Source organism: Metabacillus rhizosphaerae (genome assembly GCF_037201795.1).
Lineage (GTDB): Bacteria > Bacillota > Bacilli > Bacillales > Bacillaceae > Metabacillus > Metabacillus rhizosphaerae.
Genome location: NZ_CP147403.1, coordinates 3,452,842 through 3,468,461, shown reverse-complemented (window position 1 = coordinate 3,468,461; position 15,620 = coordinate 3,452,842). Strand labels below are relative to the sequence as shown.

The 15,620-nt window shown below is 33.4% G+C and carries 11 protein-coding genes and 3 pseudogenes; 5 read left to right on the top strand and 9 right to left on the bottom strand.

Annotated elements, in window-relative coordinates; translation table 11 throughout:
• Nucleotides 1-17: 17 nt before the first annotated feature.
• Nucleotides 18-1,193 carry a UxaA family hydrolase gene (locus tag WCV66_RS16950; protein WP_338786209.1) on the bottom strand — a complete coding sequence of 392 codons (1,176 nt, stop codon included), beginning with the start codon at nt 1,191-1,193 and terminating at the stop codon, nt 18-20.
• On the bottom strand, nt 1,183-1,503 hold the full coding sequence (locus tag WCV66_RS16945) for a UxaA family hydrolase (protein WP_066332945.1): 321 nt from the start codon (nt 1,501-1,503) through the stop codon (nt 1,183-1,185). Before WCV66_RS16945 ends, WCV66_RS16950 begins: the two co-directional genes overlap by 11 nt.
• Before the next feature lie 387 nt (nt 1,504-1,890).
• Between WCV66_RS16945 and WCV66_RS16940 the strand changes: the two genes are divergently transcribed.
• Complete coding sequence (locus tag WCV66_RS16940; protein WP_066332947.1) at nt 1,891-2,595, top strand: FadR/GntR family transcriptional regulator; 705 nt, start codon at nt 1,891-1,893, stop codon at nt 2,593-2,595.
• A 142-nt stretch (nt 2,596-2,737) separates the two neighbouring features.
• Here WCV66_RS16940 and WCV66_RS26865 read toward each other — a convergent pair.
• From WCV66_RS26865 to WCV66_RS16910, 5 genes and pseudogenes are all read right to left on the bottom strand, one after another.
• A pseudogene (locus WCV66_RS26865) lies at nt 2,738-2,797 on the bottom strand (hypothetical protein); the annotation flags it as partial.
• 63 nt (nt 2,798-2,860) lie between these two features.
• Nucleotides 2,861-3,874, bottom strand: a pseudogene (locus WCV66_RS26860) (zinc-binding alcohol dehydrogenase family protein).
• A 286-nt stretch (nt 3,875-4,160) separates the two neighbouring features.
• Nucleotides 4,161-5,633: an alpha-ketoglutaric semialdehyde dehydrogenase GucD gene (gene gucD / locus WCV66_RS16920; RefSeq protein ID WP_338786206.1), complete on the bottom strand. Its 1,473-nt coding sequence runs from the start codon at nt 5,631-5,633 to the stop codon at nt 4,161-4,163.
• A 63-nt stretch (nt 5,634-5,696) separates the two neighbouring features.
• Nucleotides 5,697-6,593 (bottom strand): fumarylacetoacetate hydrolase family protein, encoded by an 897-nt coding sequence (locus WCV66_RS16915; protein WP_338786205.1) that lies wholly within the window; start codon nt 6,591-6,593, stop codon nt 5,697-5,699.
• 73 nt (nt 6,594-6,666) lie between these two features.
• A complete protein-coding gene (locus WCV66_RS16910) occupies nt 6,667-7,434 on the bottom strand; it encodes an IclR family transcriptional regulator (protein WP_338786204.1) in 768 nt (255 codons plus the stop codon).
• 480 nt (nt 7,435-7,914) lie between these two features.
• Between WCV66_RS16910 and WCV66_RS16905 the strand changes: the two are divergent.
• From WCV66_RS16905 to WCV66_RS16895, 3 genes and pseudogenes are all read left to right on the top strand, one after another.
• Nucleotides 7,915-8,100, top strand: a pseudogene (locus tag WCV66_RS16905) (BCCT family transporter); the annotation flags it as partial.
• 133 nt (nt 8,101-8,233) lie between these two features.
• Nucleotides 8,234-8,983 (top strand): HAD family hydrolase, encoded by a 750-nt coding sequence (locus tag WCV66_RS16900; RefSeq protein WP_338786203.1) that lies wholly within the window; start codon nt 8,234-8,236, stop codon nt 8,981-8,983.
• Between the two features lie 508 nt (nt 8,984-9,491).
• Nucleotides 9,492-10,592, top strand: a complete 1,101-nt coding sequence (locus WCV66_RS16895; RefSeq protein ID WP_185653362.1) for a GerAB/ArcD/ProY family transporter — start codon at nt 9,492-9,494, stop codon at nt 10,590-10,592.
• A 305-nt stretch (nt 10,593-10,897) separates the two neighbouring features.
• Here the strand turns inward: WCV66_RS16895 and WCV66_RS16890 are convergent, their stop codons facing one another.
• Complete coding sequence (locus WCV66_RS16890; RefSeq protein WP_338786202.1) at nt 10,898-11,776, bottom strand: choline/ethanolamine kinase family protein; 879 nt, start codon at nt 11,774-11,776, stop codon at nt 10,898-10,900.
• Nucleotides 11,777-12,111: 335 nt separating this feature from the next.
• A complete protein-coding gene (helD, locus tag WCV66_RS16885; protein WP_338786201.1) occupies nt 12,112-14,412 on the bottom strand; it encodes an RNA polymerase recycling motor HelD in 2,301 nt (766 codons plus the stop codon).
• 620 nt (nt 14,413-15,032) lie between these two features.
• Here helD and WCV66_RS16880 point away from each other — a divergent pair.
• Nucleotides 15,033-15,524 (top strand): hypothetical protein, encoded by a 492-nt coding sequence (locus WCV66_RS16880; protein ID WP_083964638.1) that lies wholly within the window; start codon nt 15,033-15,035, stop codon nt 15,522-15,524.
• Nucleotides 15,525-15,620: the final 96 nt, after the last annotated feature.

Sequence of the window (15,620 nt, the reverse complement as noted above, 5' to 3'; positions counted from 1 at the left end):
CCCCAGTAAATCTACTATTAAAATGTTGGGCCAATTCTCCAGATTCCAAAATCATGTTGTTTAAGTATTTCGGCTTTTGTAAGCTTGCCTGAGCAAACCATTCCGATTTCGTCAAAAATTCGCTTTCCAACATCTTCTACTGTTTCTTTGCCATCAATGATAGAACCAGCATCAAGATCCATATTTTCTGACATCCTTTCGAACATTGGTGTATTCGTAGATATTTTAATAACTGGAGCAATCGGTGAACCAGTAGGTGTTCCTCTTCCACTGGTAAACAAAACAACTTGAGCACCACCAGCAACCATACCCGTTAGTTGCTCGATATCATGACCAGGCGTATCCATCCAAACCAACCCTTTTTCCGTTGGAGCTTCAGCGTAATCTATGATCTCATTTAATTGACTTTTTCCAGCCTTGTTTGCAGCCCCTAAAGATTTCTCTTCTAATGAGCTCAATCCACCTTTTATGTTTCCAGGACTTGGATTTCCTGTTCTTATATCAACACCCATTAGAATTGATCGGTTTTCCATCGCATTAATAATTTCATATACACGTTTAGCAACTCTTTCATTCTTTGCACGTTTAGCTAGTAAATGTTCTGCTCCTATTAATTCAGTCGTTTCAGCTAAGATTGCAGTTCCTCCCTTTTCTACAATCATATCGCTCACTACACCAACTGCAGGATTTGCTGATAATCCTGAGCATGCATCAGAGCCGCCACATTCTGTTCCAATAATTAATTCACTAAAATCACACCATTCTCTCATTTGAGAGGAAGCTTCCTGTACTAGTTTAGTAGCTGCTTTTGCACCTTCAGCAATAGCCGATAAAGTACCACCATAATCTTGAATTGACACTGTTTCAACACGTTTACCTGTTTTAGCAATTTCACTTGCGACACTCCTAGCTTGGTGTGTTTCACAGCCTAATCCTAAAACAACGACACCATAAACATTTGGGTTAATTCCTAATCCAACATATGTACGGAAAGTTTGTTCATAATCTACTCCGACTTGAGCACAACCATGTTGATGGATAAAAGATACTGTTCCATGTACAAGTTCAGTAATTTGTTTTGCCGCCTGAGTAGCGCAAGTTATTGTTGGTAATATTAGCACATGATTTCTTACCCCTACTTTTCCATCGTGACGTCTATATCCTAAAAATTTACCTTCATTGTTAGTTTCCAACAATTTTGTCACCTCTTCCTCTCACACCTTCTAAGTTGTGAACATGAACATGTTCGCCTTCCTCTATATCTCTTAATGCTTTCCCAATAACTTCCCCATATTTCATAATATAAGATCCACCTGTTATGGGTATAATGGCAAATTTATGCCCAAATAGTATAGTTTCCTTTACTATGATTTCCTTCGTTTTCTTATCTGGTAACGTAACTGTTAATTTGGTTTCAGCTGGTATCTCTTCTAATGCGACAGCTACACTGTCTTCAGGCCTCATAACAATTGTCCGATAGTTTTCTTCCTTCAAAATAATCATTTCCCCTTTATTCAATCGATATTATTTGATTTTTGAACATTTTAATATCTTTATATTTCTAAGATTACTGTTTTAAAACCGTTTGATATAGCATAGGTGGTGTGGTAGTACCAAACCAGCGAAAATATTATAACAGGTTGTTCCTCTCTAATAATAAAAAGGGTAGATCCTTAAAAAAATATAACGTTTTCATTTTTTTGTCTGTCTGGTAGTACCACGCTTAAAAATAATGATATCATCATAATTGTGGCTTTTCAACGGAATTTTCAAACTTTTTAAAATTTAATAAAATATTTAAAATTATCCCTTTCTTTTGTATTAAGTTTTTATTAAAATAAATCAAATGGTATATTGGTAATACCAGTCTATTGAAAAGGTGGCTCTATAATGGTTAAGATAAATCCAATAAAAAAAATCACTGTTACTGAACAAGTCATGGAACAGATTGCTTCATGGATCACATCAAATGAGTTAAATCCTGGTGATAAACTGCCTAATGAACGTTTATTAGCTCAAGAATTTGGAGTGAATCGAGGGAGAATTCGAGAATCTTTACGCGCCCTTGCCCTAATTGGATTAATAACAATTAAACCCGGTGAAGGCAGCTATGTAAATAAGAGTGAATCTCCTATTCCTGCTGAGACCATTGGCTGGATGTATTATAATGAAATAGACAATTTAGATGAAATATATGCTGCTCGAAAATTAATTGAATCCGAGGTTTTTCTTGAAGCATCTAAACACATGACTGATGATGATATAATTGTCCTAGAAAAAACGTTAATTGAATTGAAAAGTTTGTCAGTTAAAGAAAAGAACATTGTAGATTTCCAACAATTACTTGATGAATTCGATTTACACATGGGATTTTGTAGCAAAAATAAAATATATAACAAATTAATGCAAACAATTGTACATCTTCGCCATGAATCAATGTTAAAGATACTTAATATCCCTGGTGCCTGGGAAAATAGTATTGAATGGAGAATAAAACTTGTATTAGCGATTAAAGATCATGATGATGAGAAGATAAAAGAAGCTATTAATCTTAATTTTACAAGAGCAAAACAATTCTATCGAAAAGCAGATTAAATATATTGCACTAATCCATTTTTTGAATTTGATTTAAAGATAATAACAAGAAGTATGAACTAGTCATCTATTTAGAATGAAAGAGTTCCCCCGAAAGTCAATCGACACTTTCGGGATTTTTTCTTTTTTTTAAACTTCATGTTTAATTGATGATTGAACCAGATTTGTTTTTCATCATTAGAGGTACAACCGCAATTGAAACAAGGAATACACCTGTAACATTAACATCAAGTACTTTTTTCCAAGTATTTAATTCTCCATTTGGTTACACTTCAATAATAGCTTTTATAATATTGTTTGCTGGATTTGTAACTTCCTCAAAATCAGTTACGATATCATCTAACTTAAAACGTTTTGTAATGATCGGATTTACATCGATATCTCCATTTTTGACGCATGAAATAACGTACTTGAAGTCTTCTCGTGTTGCATTTCTACTTCCAAGTAAACTCATTTCTCTTTTATGAAATTCAGGATCATTAAATGTGATATCATCCTTTACGAGACCAACATAAACTAGTTGTCCTCCATGACTAACATAATCAAAGGCATTCATCATTGATGACTTATTACCTGTAGCATCAAAAACAACTTCTGGAAAATCTCCATTTGTAATCTTTGATATTTCTTCAATTGGATCTTTAAGTGCATTAACCGTAAAATCAGCATGTGCCCATTCTTTACAAAATTGCAATCGTTACACATGAATATCCATTGCAATCACTTTTGCACCAGCAAGCTTTGCAAATTTCATTACACCTAATCCAATTGGGCCACCACCAATAACTAGAGCAAATTGATTGTCCTCAAGTTTTGCACGCCTTACAGCATGTGCTCCAATACTTAAAGGTTCAATCATAGCAGCTTGATCAAAACTAATACCCTTTACTTTTAACACATGATCAATAGGTAATTTGATATACTCCTTCATACCGCCGTCAATATGGACTCCGAATACTTTCATATTTGTACAACAATTCGTTTTTCCTTGACGACAAGCAATACATTTTCCACATTCTAAAAAAGGAATAACCGCAACTGAATCACCGGCTTTTAATTCCATATCATTCATACCAACTTCTACAATTTCACCAGATAATTCGTGTCCTAACACTCTTGGATATGTAAAGAATGGTTGATTACCATAATAGGCATGAATATCTGTTCCGCATATTCCTATCCTTTTAACCTTAATAAGCACTTCTCCTTGCTTAATCTTCGGTATCTCTTCTTCTTTTTCTGCAAATCGCTTTGGTTCTTCACAACTTATGACTTTCATGCGCCCCACCCTTTTAGAGAGAAATTCAATTAAGTTTATTCCTTATTTCATCACAAACTTTTATATGAAAACGCTTTGACAAAATTATATAGATCATCAATTGAAATTGAAATTACGAATATTGCTAATTTATACCCTATTTTAATATATTACAAGAAACAGCAGATCGTTTAAGGAGTTCAAAAACATGTACCCTTTTATCATATCCAAATTTTAAAAAAAGTAGCCTCAGACCATGAATCAACCTGAGGCTTAAGAAGGCATTTGATAGATTACAATATAAGCTTTAGGAACCCTTTACAAAAACTGTCTTAATTGAAGTGTAGAATTCTTTTGCTGCTTCACCTTGTTCACGAGATCCTGTACTTGAAGCCTTCATTCCTCCAAAAGGAGCTTGCAGCTCAACACCAGCACTTTCAGCATTTACACGAACAAGGCCTGCCTCCATATCATCAATAAAACTTAAGAAGGAACTAATATTTCTTGTGAAGATTGAAGCACTTAATCCGTATTTTGAATCATTTGCAACATCAATTGCGTTTTCTAACGAATCTACTTTAAGTAAAGCTAATACAGGTCCAAAAATTTCTTCTTGCGCAATAATCATGTCAGAGTTTACATTTTCAAAGACTGCTGGACGAACAAAGAAACCATTTTTATATTCGTCATCAGTTAACACTTCACCGCCATAAATAAGAGATGCGCCTTCTTGCTTACCTTTTTCAATATAGCTGCATACAGTGTTGAATTGTCCCTCACTTGCACAAGGTCCCATCCAAATACCATCTTTCAACCCATCACCAATTGTAATTTCATCAATTTTCTTAAGCAGTAGCTCTTTAAATTGATCATAAATATCTGCCTCAACAATAACACGACTTGTTGCCGTACATTTTTGTCCAGTAGACTTTAAACCACCGCTTAATACGGCATCAACAGCTAAATTTAAATCGGCATCTCTTGCTACGATTACTGGGTTTTTACCACCCATTTCAAGTTGGTATTTAATACCTCTTTCTGTTGCTGACCTTGCAACATTTTTACCAACACCTTCAGAACCAGTAAACGTAATGCCGTTAAGTAATGGATGATCGATAAGTCCTTGACCAATAACTGCCCCAGAACCTGTAATGAAATTAAGAACCCCCTTTGGAAAACCGGCTTTTGCAAAGCATTCAACAACTTTAGCAGCAGTTACTGCAGCCTCTGTAGCTGGTTTAAAAACAACGGTATTTCCATACACTAATGCTGGTGCAATTTTCCAAATAGGAATAGCTACTGGGAAGTTCCATGGTGTAATAACACCAACAACACCTAGAGGAGTTCTTCTCGTAAACATTAGTGCATCAGGTTCTGTTGACGGAATTGTATCCCCATCTGAGCGCATTCCTTCCCCTGCATAATAACGGAGAATAGCAACTCCTCTTGCTGTTTCACCTTTTGCTTCTGGTAATGTTTTACCCATTTCACGCGTCATGGTTTCTGCTATATCCTCAAGGCTTTCCTCTAGAAGATCTGCTACTTTATATAACAATTGCCCACGAGCAACTTGACCCAACTTACGCCACCCTTTTTTGGCATTGTGGGCTGCTTCTACAGCTTCGTCTAAATCAGCCTTTGATGATTTTTGTACATTACCTACAATCTCTTCTTTATTTGCGGGATTATAGCTGGCAATCACATCATGATCAGAAGATTGTTTCCATTCATTATTAATAAAATTTGAAAATGTTTGTGCTACTGTTTTCGTATGACTCACTAAAATCCACTCCCTATATTTTAAATTAATTTATTGAAACTCAAGGTGACGAATAAATTCACCTTAGTATGAAACAGTTTCTTTTTTTGCTTGTTGTTTAACTGGATTTTTAAGAATACCAACTTCTGAAATTTCAATTTCAATTGTATCCCCGTCATTTAATGTGAATTCATTTGGAGGAACTACACAAGTTCCAGTTAACAGTACTGTGCCATCAAAGATCTCGTTATCAAGAACTAGGTATGAAACTAATTCATCTAGCTTTCTTTTTAATTGATTTACACTCGCCATTCCATCAAACACTTTTTCATTATTACGGAAAATACGGCAAGTAATGGTTAATTTATATGGATCCTCTACAGCATCCGCTAGTAAAATTGCTGGTCCAATTGAACATGAATTTTTCCAAACTTTTGCTTGTGGAAGGTAAAGAGGATTTTCACCTTCAATATCACGGCAACTCATATCGTTCCCAGCTATATAGCCTAAAATTTTTCCGTCTTTATTAATAACTAATCCTAATTCTGGCTCGGGAATTTGCCAATTTGAATCTGAACGAAGATAAACCTCTTGTCCCGGACCAACTGTACGTGCAGCTGTTGATTTAAAGAAAATTTCCGGACGCTCAGCATCATACACTTTATCATAAAATGTAGTAGCATCCAGTTTTCCTTCTGTTGCTTCATAATTTCTAGCATCACGACTTTTTTCGTATGTAACCCCAGATGCCCATACTTCTGGTGCATCAAGTGGTGTTGTAAGAATCATATTTTCATATTTTTCAACTGGCTCATTAGCAGTAAACTCTTTAGCTAATGCTAATACTGTCTTTCCTTGTTTCTCTGCTTCGTTAACAAAAGACATAAAATCAGGGTATGGTAAGTCAAAAACAAAACTCTCTTTATTAACTAGTGCTAATTGATGTTTGTCTTCTTTCTTCTTATAACGTATTATTCTCATTAAAAACCCTCCTGTTTTATATTATAAAACTCAGTTTTGTTATATAGATAAAAATAGGCTAAAGCCCATTTAATCATATCCTTTTATATCCATAACCTAGTGAAACAGATATTTGCTCACCTGTTTCTTTTAATAAAGTTTTATACTCATCTATTATTTCATCTTTAACCTTAGCAGAAGACAGAGACATACTAATTGCAGCAATGACCTTATCTGTATGATCCATTATTGGAACTGCCAAACAAAAGATCCCAGTTTCATTTTCTTCATTGTCAACAGCAAATCCTTTATTACGTACACTCTGTAGCTCACTCAAAAACTCTTCTTTATTCATTATCGTTTTGTCTGTTCTTTTCGTAAATTGATAATTAGTCAAGATATTCTCAATTTCACTATCATCTTTAAAAGCAACTAAAGCTTTTCCAACTGCACTTGTGTGTAATGGAACACGACGCCCAATTTTCGAATAAAAAACAGTAACACCATGGCCTTCTACTTTATCAATATATACGCCTTCCTGGCCATCTAATAAAACTAAATGAACAGTGTTCTTTGTTTGAAATGATAATAATTCTAAATATTTTCTTGCATTTGTACGAAGGTCCATATTTTCAATAACATAATACCCTCGTTCAAACAATTTAAGGCCTAAGGAATATTTTCCATTCTCTTTATTTTGTTTAATGTAACAATGGGCCTGTAATGTTTTTAGTAATGAATGAATTGTACTTTTATGGAGATTCATTCGTTTACTAATCTCTGTAATGCTTAATTCGTTTTCGCGGTCATCAAAAAGTTCTAGAATTCGTAAAGCTCGGTCTACTGATTGGATAATTGGCACATTTCTCATTCCTTTTTTGGTAAATAAACGATTTAACACAATTATATATCATATTTATATTACTAGAATTACTACTAATATTGTTATTCTAGATTTTGTGATCGCACCTTTTAAGGAACACCAATTGATAAAATGTGTATTTGATTAAAAACCAAGCATTATATCGCTTACATTTTTGATTTCGTACATTTAACCAGCAATTTGTTTTATAATATAAAACACTAATTCATATTATAAAACGTTATGGTTATAATATAATAATTTGGTTGGATTTTCAATACAAAATTTTGAATTTTCTCAAATCGACATGCTTTGAGTTGTCCCTGAGACGCTTATTAGGTTCTCAACCAACTGTGACACCTCTAGTTTTTCGAAAAACTAGGTTTCAGAATAGAGCTTTCGGAGGTTCAGCTATTGCACTTGAACATAATGGTGTTGCTCAAATATCAAGTCTATCTGCATAGGAATCTTTATTTGGAGTTGCTCTCTACAATCGCAAACGTGCTTCTATACTCGGGCGGTCTTCAAGCTTTACAAAATATGATGATTATAGCTGCATTACCATTTTCGATCATTATCGCTTTAATGACCTTCAGCCTATTGAAAGCTTTACGTGAGGAAGCAAAACAACTTGGGATAGGTCGGATTAAAAAAAGAAAGGAATAAGTAATAAACGACATTGTAGCTATTTATTATGTCGTTTGTTATATCAATTTATATCTGATCCTCTTCTAGTAATATTAACTTAGACATTGAGGGACAATAGTTAGAGTATAAAATACTTGGAAAGGAGTAAAAAATGCAAAAACAAAACATTTTATTTAACCTTGACGATACATTATCATACTGTAATAGATATTTTAACCGAGTAATAAGTGAGTTCGCTGACCAAATGATCACATGGTTTGACTCTATAACCAAGGAAGAAATTAAACAGAAACAACTTCAAATTGATGTTAAGGCGATTAGTCAGCACGGTTTAAAGTCAGAACGGTTTCCCGAGTCATTTGTTGGTACTTATAAATATTTTTGTGACTTAACAGGTAAGGAAAAGAAAAAAGACGAAATCCAATATTTAAGAGAGTTGGGGTTTAAGGTATTTGAAATTCCCGTTGAACCAATTCCACATATGAATGAAACACTACAACGTTTAAAAGAAGAGGGACATGAATTATATTTACACACAGGTGGGGATCAGGCTAATCAAAGTAAGAAAATTGCCCAGTTAGAACTCGCTACATATTTTGAACATCGTATTTTTATTTCGGAACATAAAGATACAACAGCTCTTTCGGATATTTTAAAAACAATTAAAGCCGATCCTAAAGTAACATGGATGGTTGGAAATTCATTAAGAACTGATATTGTCCCAGCACTTGAAAAGAATATCCAAGCAATATATATTCCAGCTGAAACAGAATGGCAATATAACGTTGTTGAAGTTAATGTTGAGCATACTAGTGCTTTTTTGACACTAAATTCACTTCAAGAAGTACCTGATGCCATTCATAAGCATATCCAAGAGCATGCTATGTCAACTTATAGATAATACTTCTAGTTCGTAAAAAATGAAAAGTAGTTTTACCTAATGGAGATAGTGCTATTCTATTACCTAGACCAGTGCGATTACAAAAAGATAATTGCACTTTTAATACTTAAAATCTGTTTTTTACGGGGCTCACCATGTGAAGAAACCTCTCTACCTTTTGTGTAGATTGTGTTGTCCCCTCAATTTATTGTAGTAATTAATAATTAATTATGTTATACACATATTAACTTACAATCTATTAATTTAACTAATATTTCTGCAAAAAGGAATATAACTCCTTCTTCAACCTCATCTATAATCTATAATTACGATCTTCTTCCACAATTGTTTAAAAAATTCTAAGATATAGAGCATACAAGAATATATTTAGTTTAATATTAATCTTTATTTAGGAAGTACGAAAAAAGCAACCTTTTGGTAAATGGGATTTACTTTTTTGCTTTATCGTTTATAGGATCTACAAATGGAAATAATAACTAATAAAGAGCTTTTCAATGAGGAGAAAATAGTGAAGGAAAAAATAAGTGGACTCCAACTTTTTTATGTAATTGCTGGATTTGAATTTGGAACAGCAATGCTTTTTGGATTAGGTGCGGAAGCTAAGCAGGATGCATGGTTAGTTATTGTGATTGGTATGTTAAGCAGTCTAATTTTAATGGGTGTTTTTACGCAATTATCACTTTATTATCCTAATGATACATTAGTTTCCATGCTACCTAAAATTATTGGAAAATATCTTTCTTATCCAGTTATAATAATTTATATAATCCATTTTATCTATTCTGCGGCAAGAGCTTGTCGTGATTTCGGGGAATTAATTGTCTCGACAATATTAATTGAAACCCCAATTGTTTTTGTGATCGGAAGTTTTATGGTTTTAATGATCTACTGTCTTCGAGGGGGAGTTGAGACTTTTGGCAGAATGGGGGAAATGGTATTCCCAATTTACATTATGTCAATGATTGTGATTTGGATTTTATTATTTAGTGTTGAAGATTTCAATTTTAAAAACCTTACCCCTGTATTAGGAAACGGGATAAAACCAATATTGAATGAGGTATACCCTAATATTATAAACTTCCCATTTGGAGAAACCATTATCATGATGATGTTTTTTCCTTTTTTAAACAATAAACGAATAATCAGAACGGTAGGCATGTCAGTAATACTATGCGGAGGGTTATTACTTGCACTTAATTTTATTTTTATTTTATCTGTTTTAGGACCTGAACTTTATGGTACGAGTGAGTTTCCCCTTCTTAGAGCTACCCGAATGGTTTCTATCGCAGATTTTCTTGAACGCTTTGATGCATTAATTATTTTAATGATGGTAGCAGGTGTATTTTTTAAGGTTGGAGGTTGGACATTCGGAGCATCTGTTGCAATCTCTCAATTATTCAAGATAAATAATACTAAATCGATACTCCTTGCTTTGGGTACTTTAATTACCCCCTTATCATTATTAATTGGAACAGATTTTGTTGAACATTTAGAAATTGGATTTAATTACTTTGTTCCATATTTCCATGTTCCTTTACAAATAATCGTGCCGATCATACTACTTTGTATCGCATTTATCCGTAAAAAGATTAATCCTGAAAACTCTTAATTTACAACCTAAAGGACGCTTTTTATTCCTAAAGAAAAGCGCCTTTTCTTGAATAAACATAAAGGACATAAAGGACCTATTAGCTTGTATTTGGAAATATTATTTGTGTTTTCTTTTAAAAAAAGTTTCTGTTAGTAACTTAGAAAAAGGAATTGAAACAATCCCAGTGTTAAAATCTTCATATAAATTTAACTATCTTGAATCTTAGAAAAGAAAGCTTTTAACCGGATGATTAGGGTGTACGATTTAATGTAAAAGGCATTTGATGTTGGTATAATTTTTTATCTGTTCTTTCCGATACATTTTTATAAGTAATTAATACCTCTCTGCAGACGTTCGAGCACATAAAGTGTATGTTTAAAATAATTAAAATCATGATTTACCTTTTTTTCATCTATTCCACTGTAAAACAATCCCCAAGCACATTCTCTTACCATATGCATGAACTTTAGATCTTGTAAAATATGAAATTGCTCTTCTTCATAGGTTTCGAAATAAAGCTTTAACCATTCTTTCTCCTGTTCGTTCGAGAACCTGCACGAAAAAGGAATGGTAGCTAAATCAAAGAAAACATCTCCACTTCCAGCCATCTCCCAGTCAATAATATAAAGAAGTTGACCCGATGATATCATGTTCACAGTAAAATAGTCATTGTGACAAAACCTTCCATTGAATTGTTTATCATCGCTTCTTTTTTGAGCGATTACTTCAGCTTTTTTTAGAAAGGGACTCAACTCTTTTGGATAGTCTACTTTCAACTCGTGAGCACCACTTAAATAGCGTTCGATAAAATGATAGGGGGAACAATGACGCTCGTTATCTTTCATTGCATGAATCTTTTTCAAGTGACTAATAATTAATTTTTTTAAGTTTTCTTTATTCAAATCATCCGATGAAATCATTTGACCTTCAATAAATTCGGTAATCACATACCTTCCCTGGTTGTGCGCGCTTATGACTTTCGGAGCAAAACCCTCTTGAGCTGCTTTTTTCATAATTTTTACTTCTGATTCTCTAGTGACATTTAAATACTCATTTTGTTTGCCATTAATTCTTACTACAAACGATCTTTGTTTTGTAATTACTTTAAATGTTTGATTATTTAATCCACCATTTAGCGGTTCAAACGAAACAAATCCGTTCTTTAGAATAGAATTTTCCTGAATAATCTCTTGGATAAACATTATATTTCCCCACTTTCTTACCTCATATTTCTTAGAACTAGAGTGCGAGTACAGAAGATAAATACGTTTTAGAGATTCTATGTGCTATCTAACAAATAGAAGACTTGTTGATATTTTATTATTTATTTGATTATTATTTTAACAATAAACCATTAAGCATTAGTTCTAAATTTTTGGATTAGTATATTTGAATTTTTTTGTTATTTTCTTGAACAAAAAGTGGTTATAACATCTTTTACTGTATAGGAAGAGAAAGTGGCATCACTTCAGGAAAGTTAAAAAAAATACAGCCTGAGTTCTAAATTTTATGAACACAGGCTGTATATTTCTATTACCTACAATATCGTTACCGAATCATCACGTATATGCTCTAACAAAAAAACAGAAGGACTTTTTCCGAAAAACATTAATCGGTGCAATGGTCTGGTCATGGACACATAAAGTAATTTCAATTCAATTTCACTAAGCTCAAACAGTTCGTCTAGAGCAAAAAGTAGGACAACATCAAACTCCAATCCTTTGGCTAGCTGTGAATGAACAATGATTAAGTCTTCTTGGTTGATTTCTTCATTTTCACGAAGTAATTGTGTTCGTAACTCCCCGCTAGCATGTTTCCTAAACAATTTTTCTATTTTCACACATTCTCTCTCTGTTTTCCCAATAACTGCAATGGTTTTCATTCCCTCACTATAAAAACGCTGAACTTCAGCTTTAATCTTTTCAACTGCTTCTATTTCATCATTCCAATAATGAAATACGGGTTTATCACCATGTCGAACGACTGGCTCAACTTTCGGAAGATCTAATGGCAATAATGAAAGAATATCATTAGCTGCGTGCATAATTTCTACCGTTGTTCTGTAGCTTTTTTGTAAAGTGGTATACGTTGCTCTTGGAAAAATGTCTTCCTTTACTATGCTCCAGTCGTTTAACCCTCGATACGAGTGAATACCTTGAGCTAGATCTCCTACGATTGTAAACATGTCTGTTTCCAAAGCACTCTTAAGTGCATACAGTTGAAAATAGCTGTAATCTTGGGCTTCATCAATGACTACATTACGAGCACGAAGCTCTTTCTTAATACCAAATAGATGATACTGTAAGTATAATAGACTCGCCAAATCTTCTACTTCAAATTGACGTTTTTTTCTAAGGTTTACTTGATAGTCATAAAAAAAGTCTATTTGATTCTGATCTAATATATCTCCAGCATATTTTACTAGTTGGTCTTTATTTGTAAATAATTCATCAAAATAATGAATAAGATCATATTTCTCAATCTGTCTAATATATGCTTGAACCCCTACTCGGGATTGCTTGAGAATGTCGTCCATAAGTTCAGCTTTTTTGTCCATCGCCTTTGTAACATAGCTTTTTCTTTTGTCAGGATCTAGCCTCGTACTATATAGAGCCTTTTCTATCTTTTCATCGTAAAAATCTGCTACTTTTTTCAATAGTACTTTCTTTTCTGTTCGCACATAGTTTTGCAAGACATCTTTTATCTTTTCCAAACGTCGATAATAAGGTAAGTACGTGTATTCCTTTTGCATGAGATGTTTCATTTTACCGGCACTATAAAGTTTAAATTTTGATAAATAAAAGTCCTTTTTAGGTATAAGAGATTCCAATATATCTTCTAAATACCGGTCAATGATGATTTTCATATCTAATGACCCCTTAAAGCTAGAAATCCATTGTATCATTTCAGGATTTTCATAGGTTCGATCAATAAATTTTCCAAGCTTTTCTGATGGGGATGTCAGCTTTATTTTTTTCGAGATACAGCTTTTGACATAATCACTAAACGTCATCTGTAAGATTCGGTCTACCCCAAGTTCGGGTAGGACCTCTGATATATAATCAATGAATAAATTGCTTGGAGCAAGAATCATGAGCTGCTCTGGTTTGAAATAATCGGCATATGTATAAATAAAATAAGAGATTCGGTGAAGAGCAATCGTTGTTTTTCCACTTCCAGCTGCACCTTGAACAATAATAGGTTTATTTAAATCCGCTCGAATAATTCTATTTTGTTCTTCCTGTATTGTTGAAACAATATCAGTTAACCGATTACTTGAACTAGCTGAAAGAGATTCTTGTAGCAATTCATCTGTGGTTGTTAAATCAACATCTCGAATAGCTTTAAGCTCTTCTTCTTCAATTATATACTGTCTCTTTAATGATAGATTCCCTTCATATATTTCACCTTCTGCTTCGTATGTTACGTCACCAAGCCGCCCATCATAATAAAGATTTGCAATAGGAGAACGCCAGTCAACAATAATAGGATCTTGAGTTTCACGATCAAATAGAGACGCCTTGCCAATGTATAAAATCTCTTCATCACTTTTATCATTCGCCTTATAATTAATTCGAGCGAAATATGGCTTATGATAGATTTTTTTTAGACTACGTATTTCTTCTTCAGTTCGTTGAAGCATACTCGAATTTGTTAGCATGTTTAAGTAACTTAAACTACTATCCTTTAAGTCAATTCCTTCCAAAGATTCCTTGGCACTTTTCTTAAAGGATTCTTCATCAAGCTCCCTTGCTTGAATTAACATTTCCATATACTTTTTTGTAAACCTTAGCCGATCAATTTCTTCGTAAAAATCAGGATGCTGCTTTTGGCCCAAATTTTCCCACTCTCCTAGTTAACCGAGTATTTTCCTTAAGGCAAAAGTACAAAAGCGCAAGCGCCTTGAACAGCCTCGGGCAAATAAGACGCTCATGAATAGAAGGTGTTCTTTACCTTCAATTCATGAGTGGCTTATGACCTCGAGGGGCTAGGCGCTGGAGCTGGATGTCGTGCGCTTATCCACATTATAAGAATTTTATAATTTCCTTAAACGAGTACAAAATACCATGAAGAAGGCATTAGAACCCTATCCATGGTATTAATAAGTATTTCTTAGATGTTAACAGTAAACAAATTCAGTTCTGTCTTGTCGGAATTCCAATTATAAACGTTCCCTTTAATATTTGCAATTTTCTTCCATCACTATTTTTATTCTGAAGTTTTTAAAATATTTCAAGGTAATAAAGTTCCTATTGATACTTTTAAATTCCCCTTATATTCTTCCATTCCTCCCCATTAATTGCATAAAGCTCATTAATATCTTTAATTTAATTCCGCAAAAAAAGTCGACAATTGTAAAACGTTTAAAACAGGAATTTAAAACATTTTGTAGAAATCATTGGTATTAGGAGAACGGCATTACACATCTAGATACAATAAATAAGGATGGTGATTGGTATGTTCAAATTTATCCGATATAAAGAGCAAGATATTATGTGTGAAAGAAAGCTTAAAAAGATTATGAAGCGTTTAGATATTGTAGAATTCAATTATAATTGGGATCGTACTAGCTGTTATATTGAATTTCAATATAATGAAAATTCGTACAGAATGGAACACTCAATTCAAAAGGCAAAAAGAAAAGGTCTTATCGTATTAAGGAATGGGTTGGATTGTTTATTGGAGTTGGTTCAATCCCTTGAAGATTTGTGTGAAATCATTGATAGAGGAACTTATAGACTCGAGACTTGGGTATCAGGTATGAAACAGTCATCTTTAACAGAAGAGAAACCTGAATTTGTAGAAGAAGTTCATATAAGATATAAGTCTTTAGGGAAACAGAAACATTCCGAATACGAAAGGAATGAGGATTTTATTCATGTTGCGCCTGAATCATCTCTAGAGGATTTTACTCCTTACCAGAACCTCCAGCGATCTCGACGTGAATAGATTGTTATTTGAAGAAGCCCTCTCAATTAAATACTAAACTAAGTAGTAGAATAAGAAGATCTATTAATTCTTTTAACAAGATAAGAATAGGACATC

Bases quoted from the DNA above. Each gene is read 5' to 3' on its own strand.
- WCV66_RS16945 (WP_066332945.1), bottom strand. From the start codon at position 1,503: ATGATTATTTTGAAGGAAGAAAACTATCGGACAATTGTTATGAGGCCT.
- WCV66_RS16940 (WP_066332947.1), top strand. From the start codon at position 1,891: ATGGTTAAGATAAATCCAATAAAAAAAATCACTGTTACTGAACAAGTC.
- WCV66_RS16915 (WP_338786205.1), bottom strand. From the start codon at position 6,593: ATGAGAATAATACGTTATAAGAAGAAAGAAGACAAACATCAATTAGCA.
- WCV66_RS16900 (WP_338786203.1), top strand. From the start codon at position 8,234: ATGCAAAAACAAAACATTTTATTTAACCTTGACGATACATTATCATAC.
- WCV66_RS16890 (WP_338786202.1), bottom strand. From the start codon at position 11,776: ATGTTTATCCAAGAGATTATTCAGGAAAATTCTATTCTAAAGAACGGA.
- WCV66_RS16880 (WP_083964638.1), top strand. From the start codon at position 15,033: ATGTTCAAATTTATCCGATATAAAGAGCAAGATATTATGTGTGAAAGA.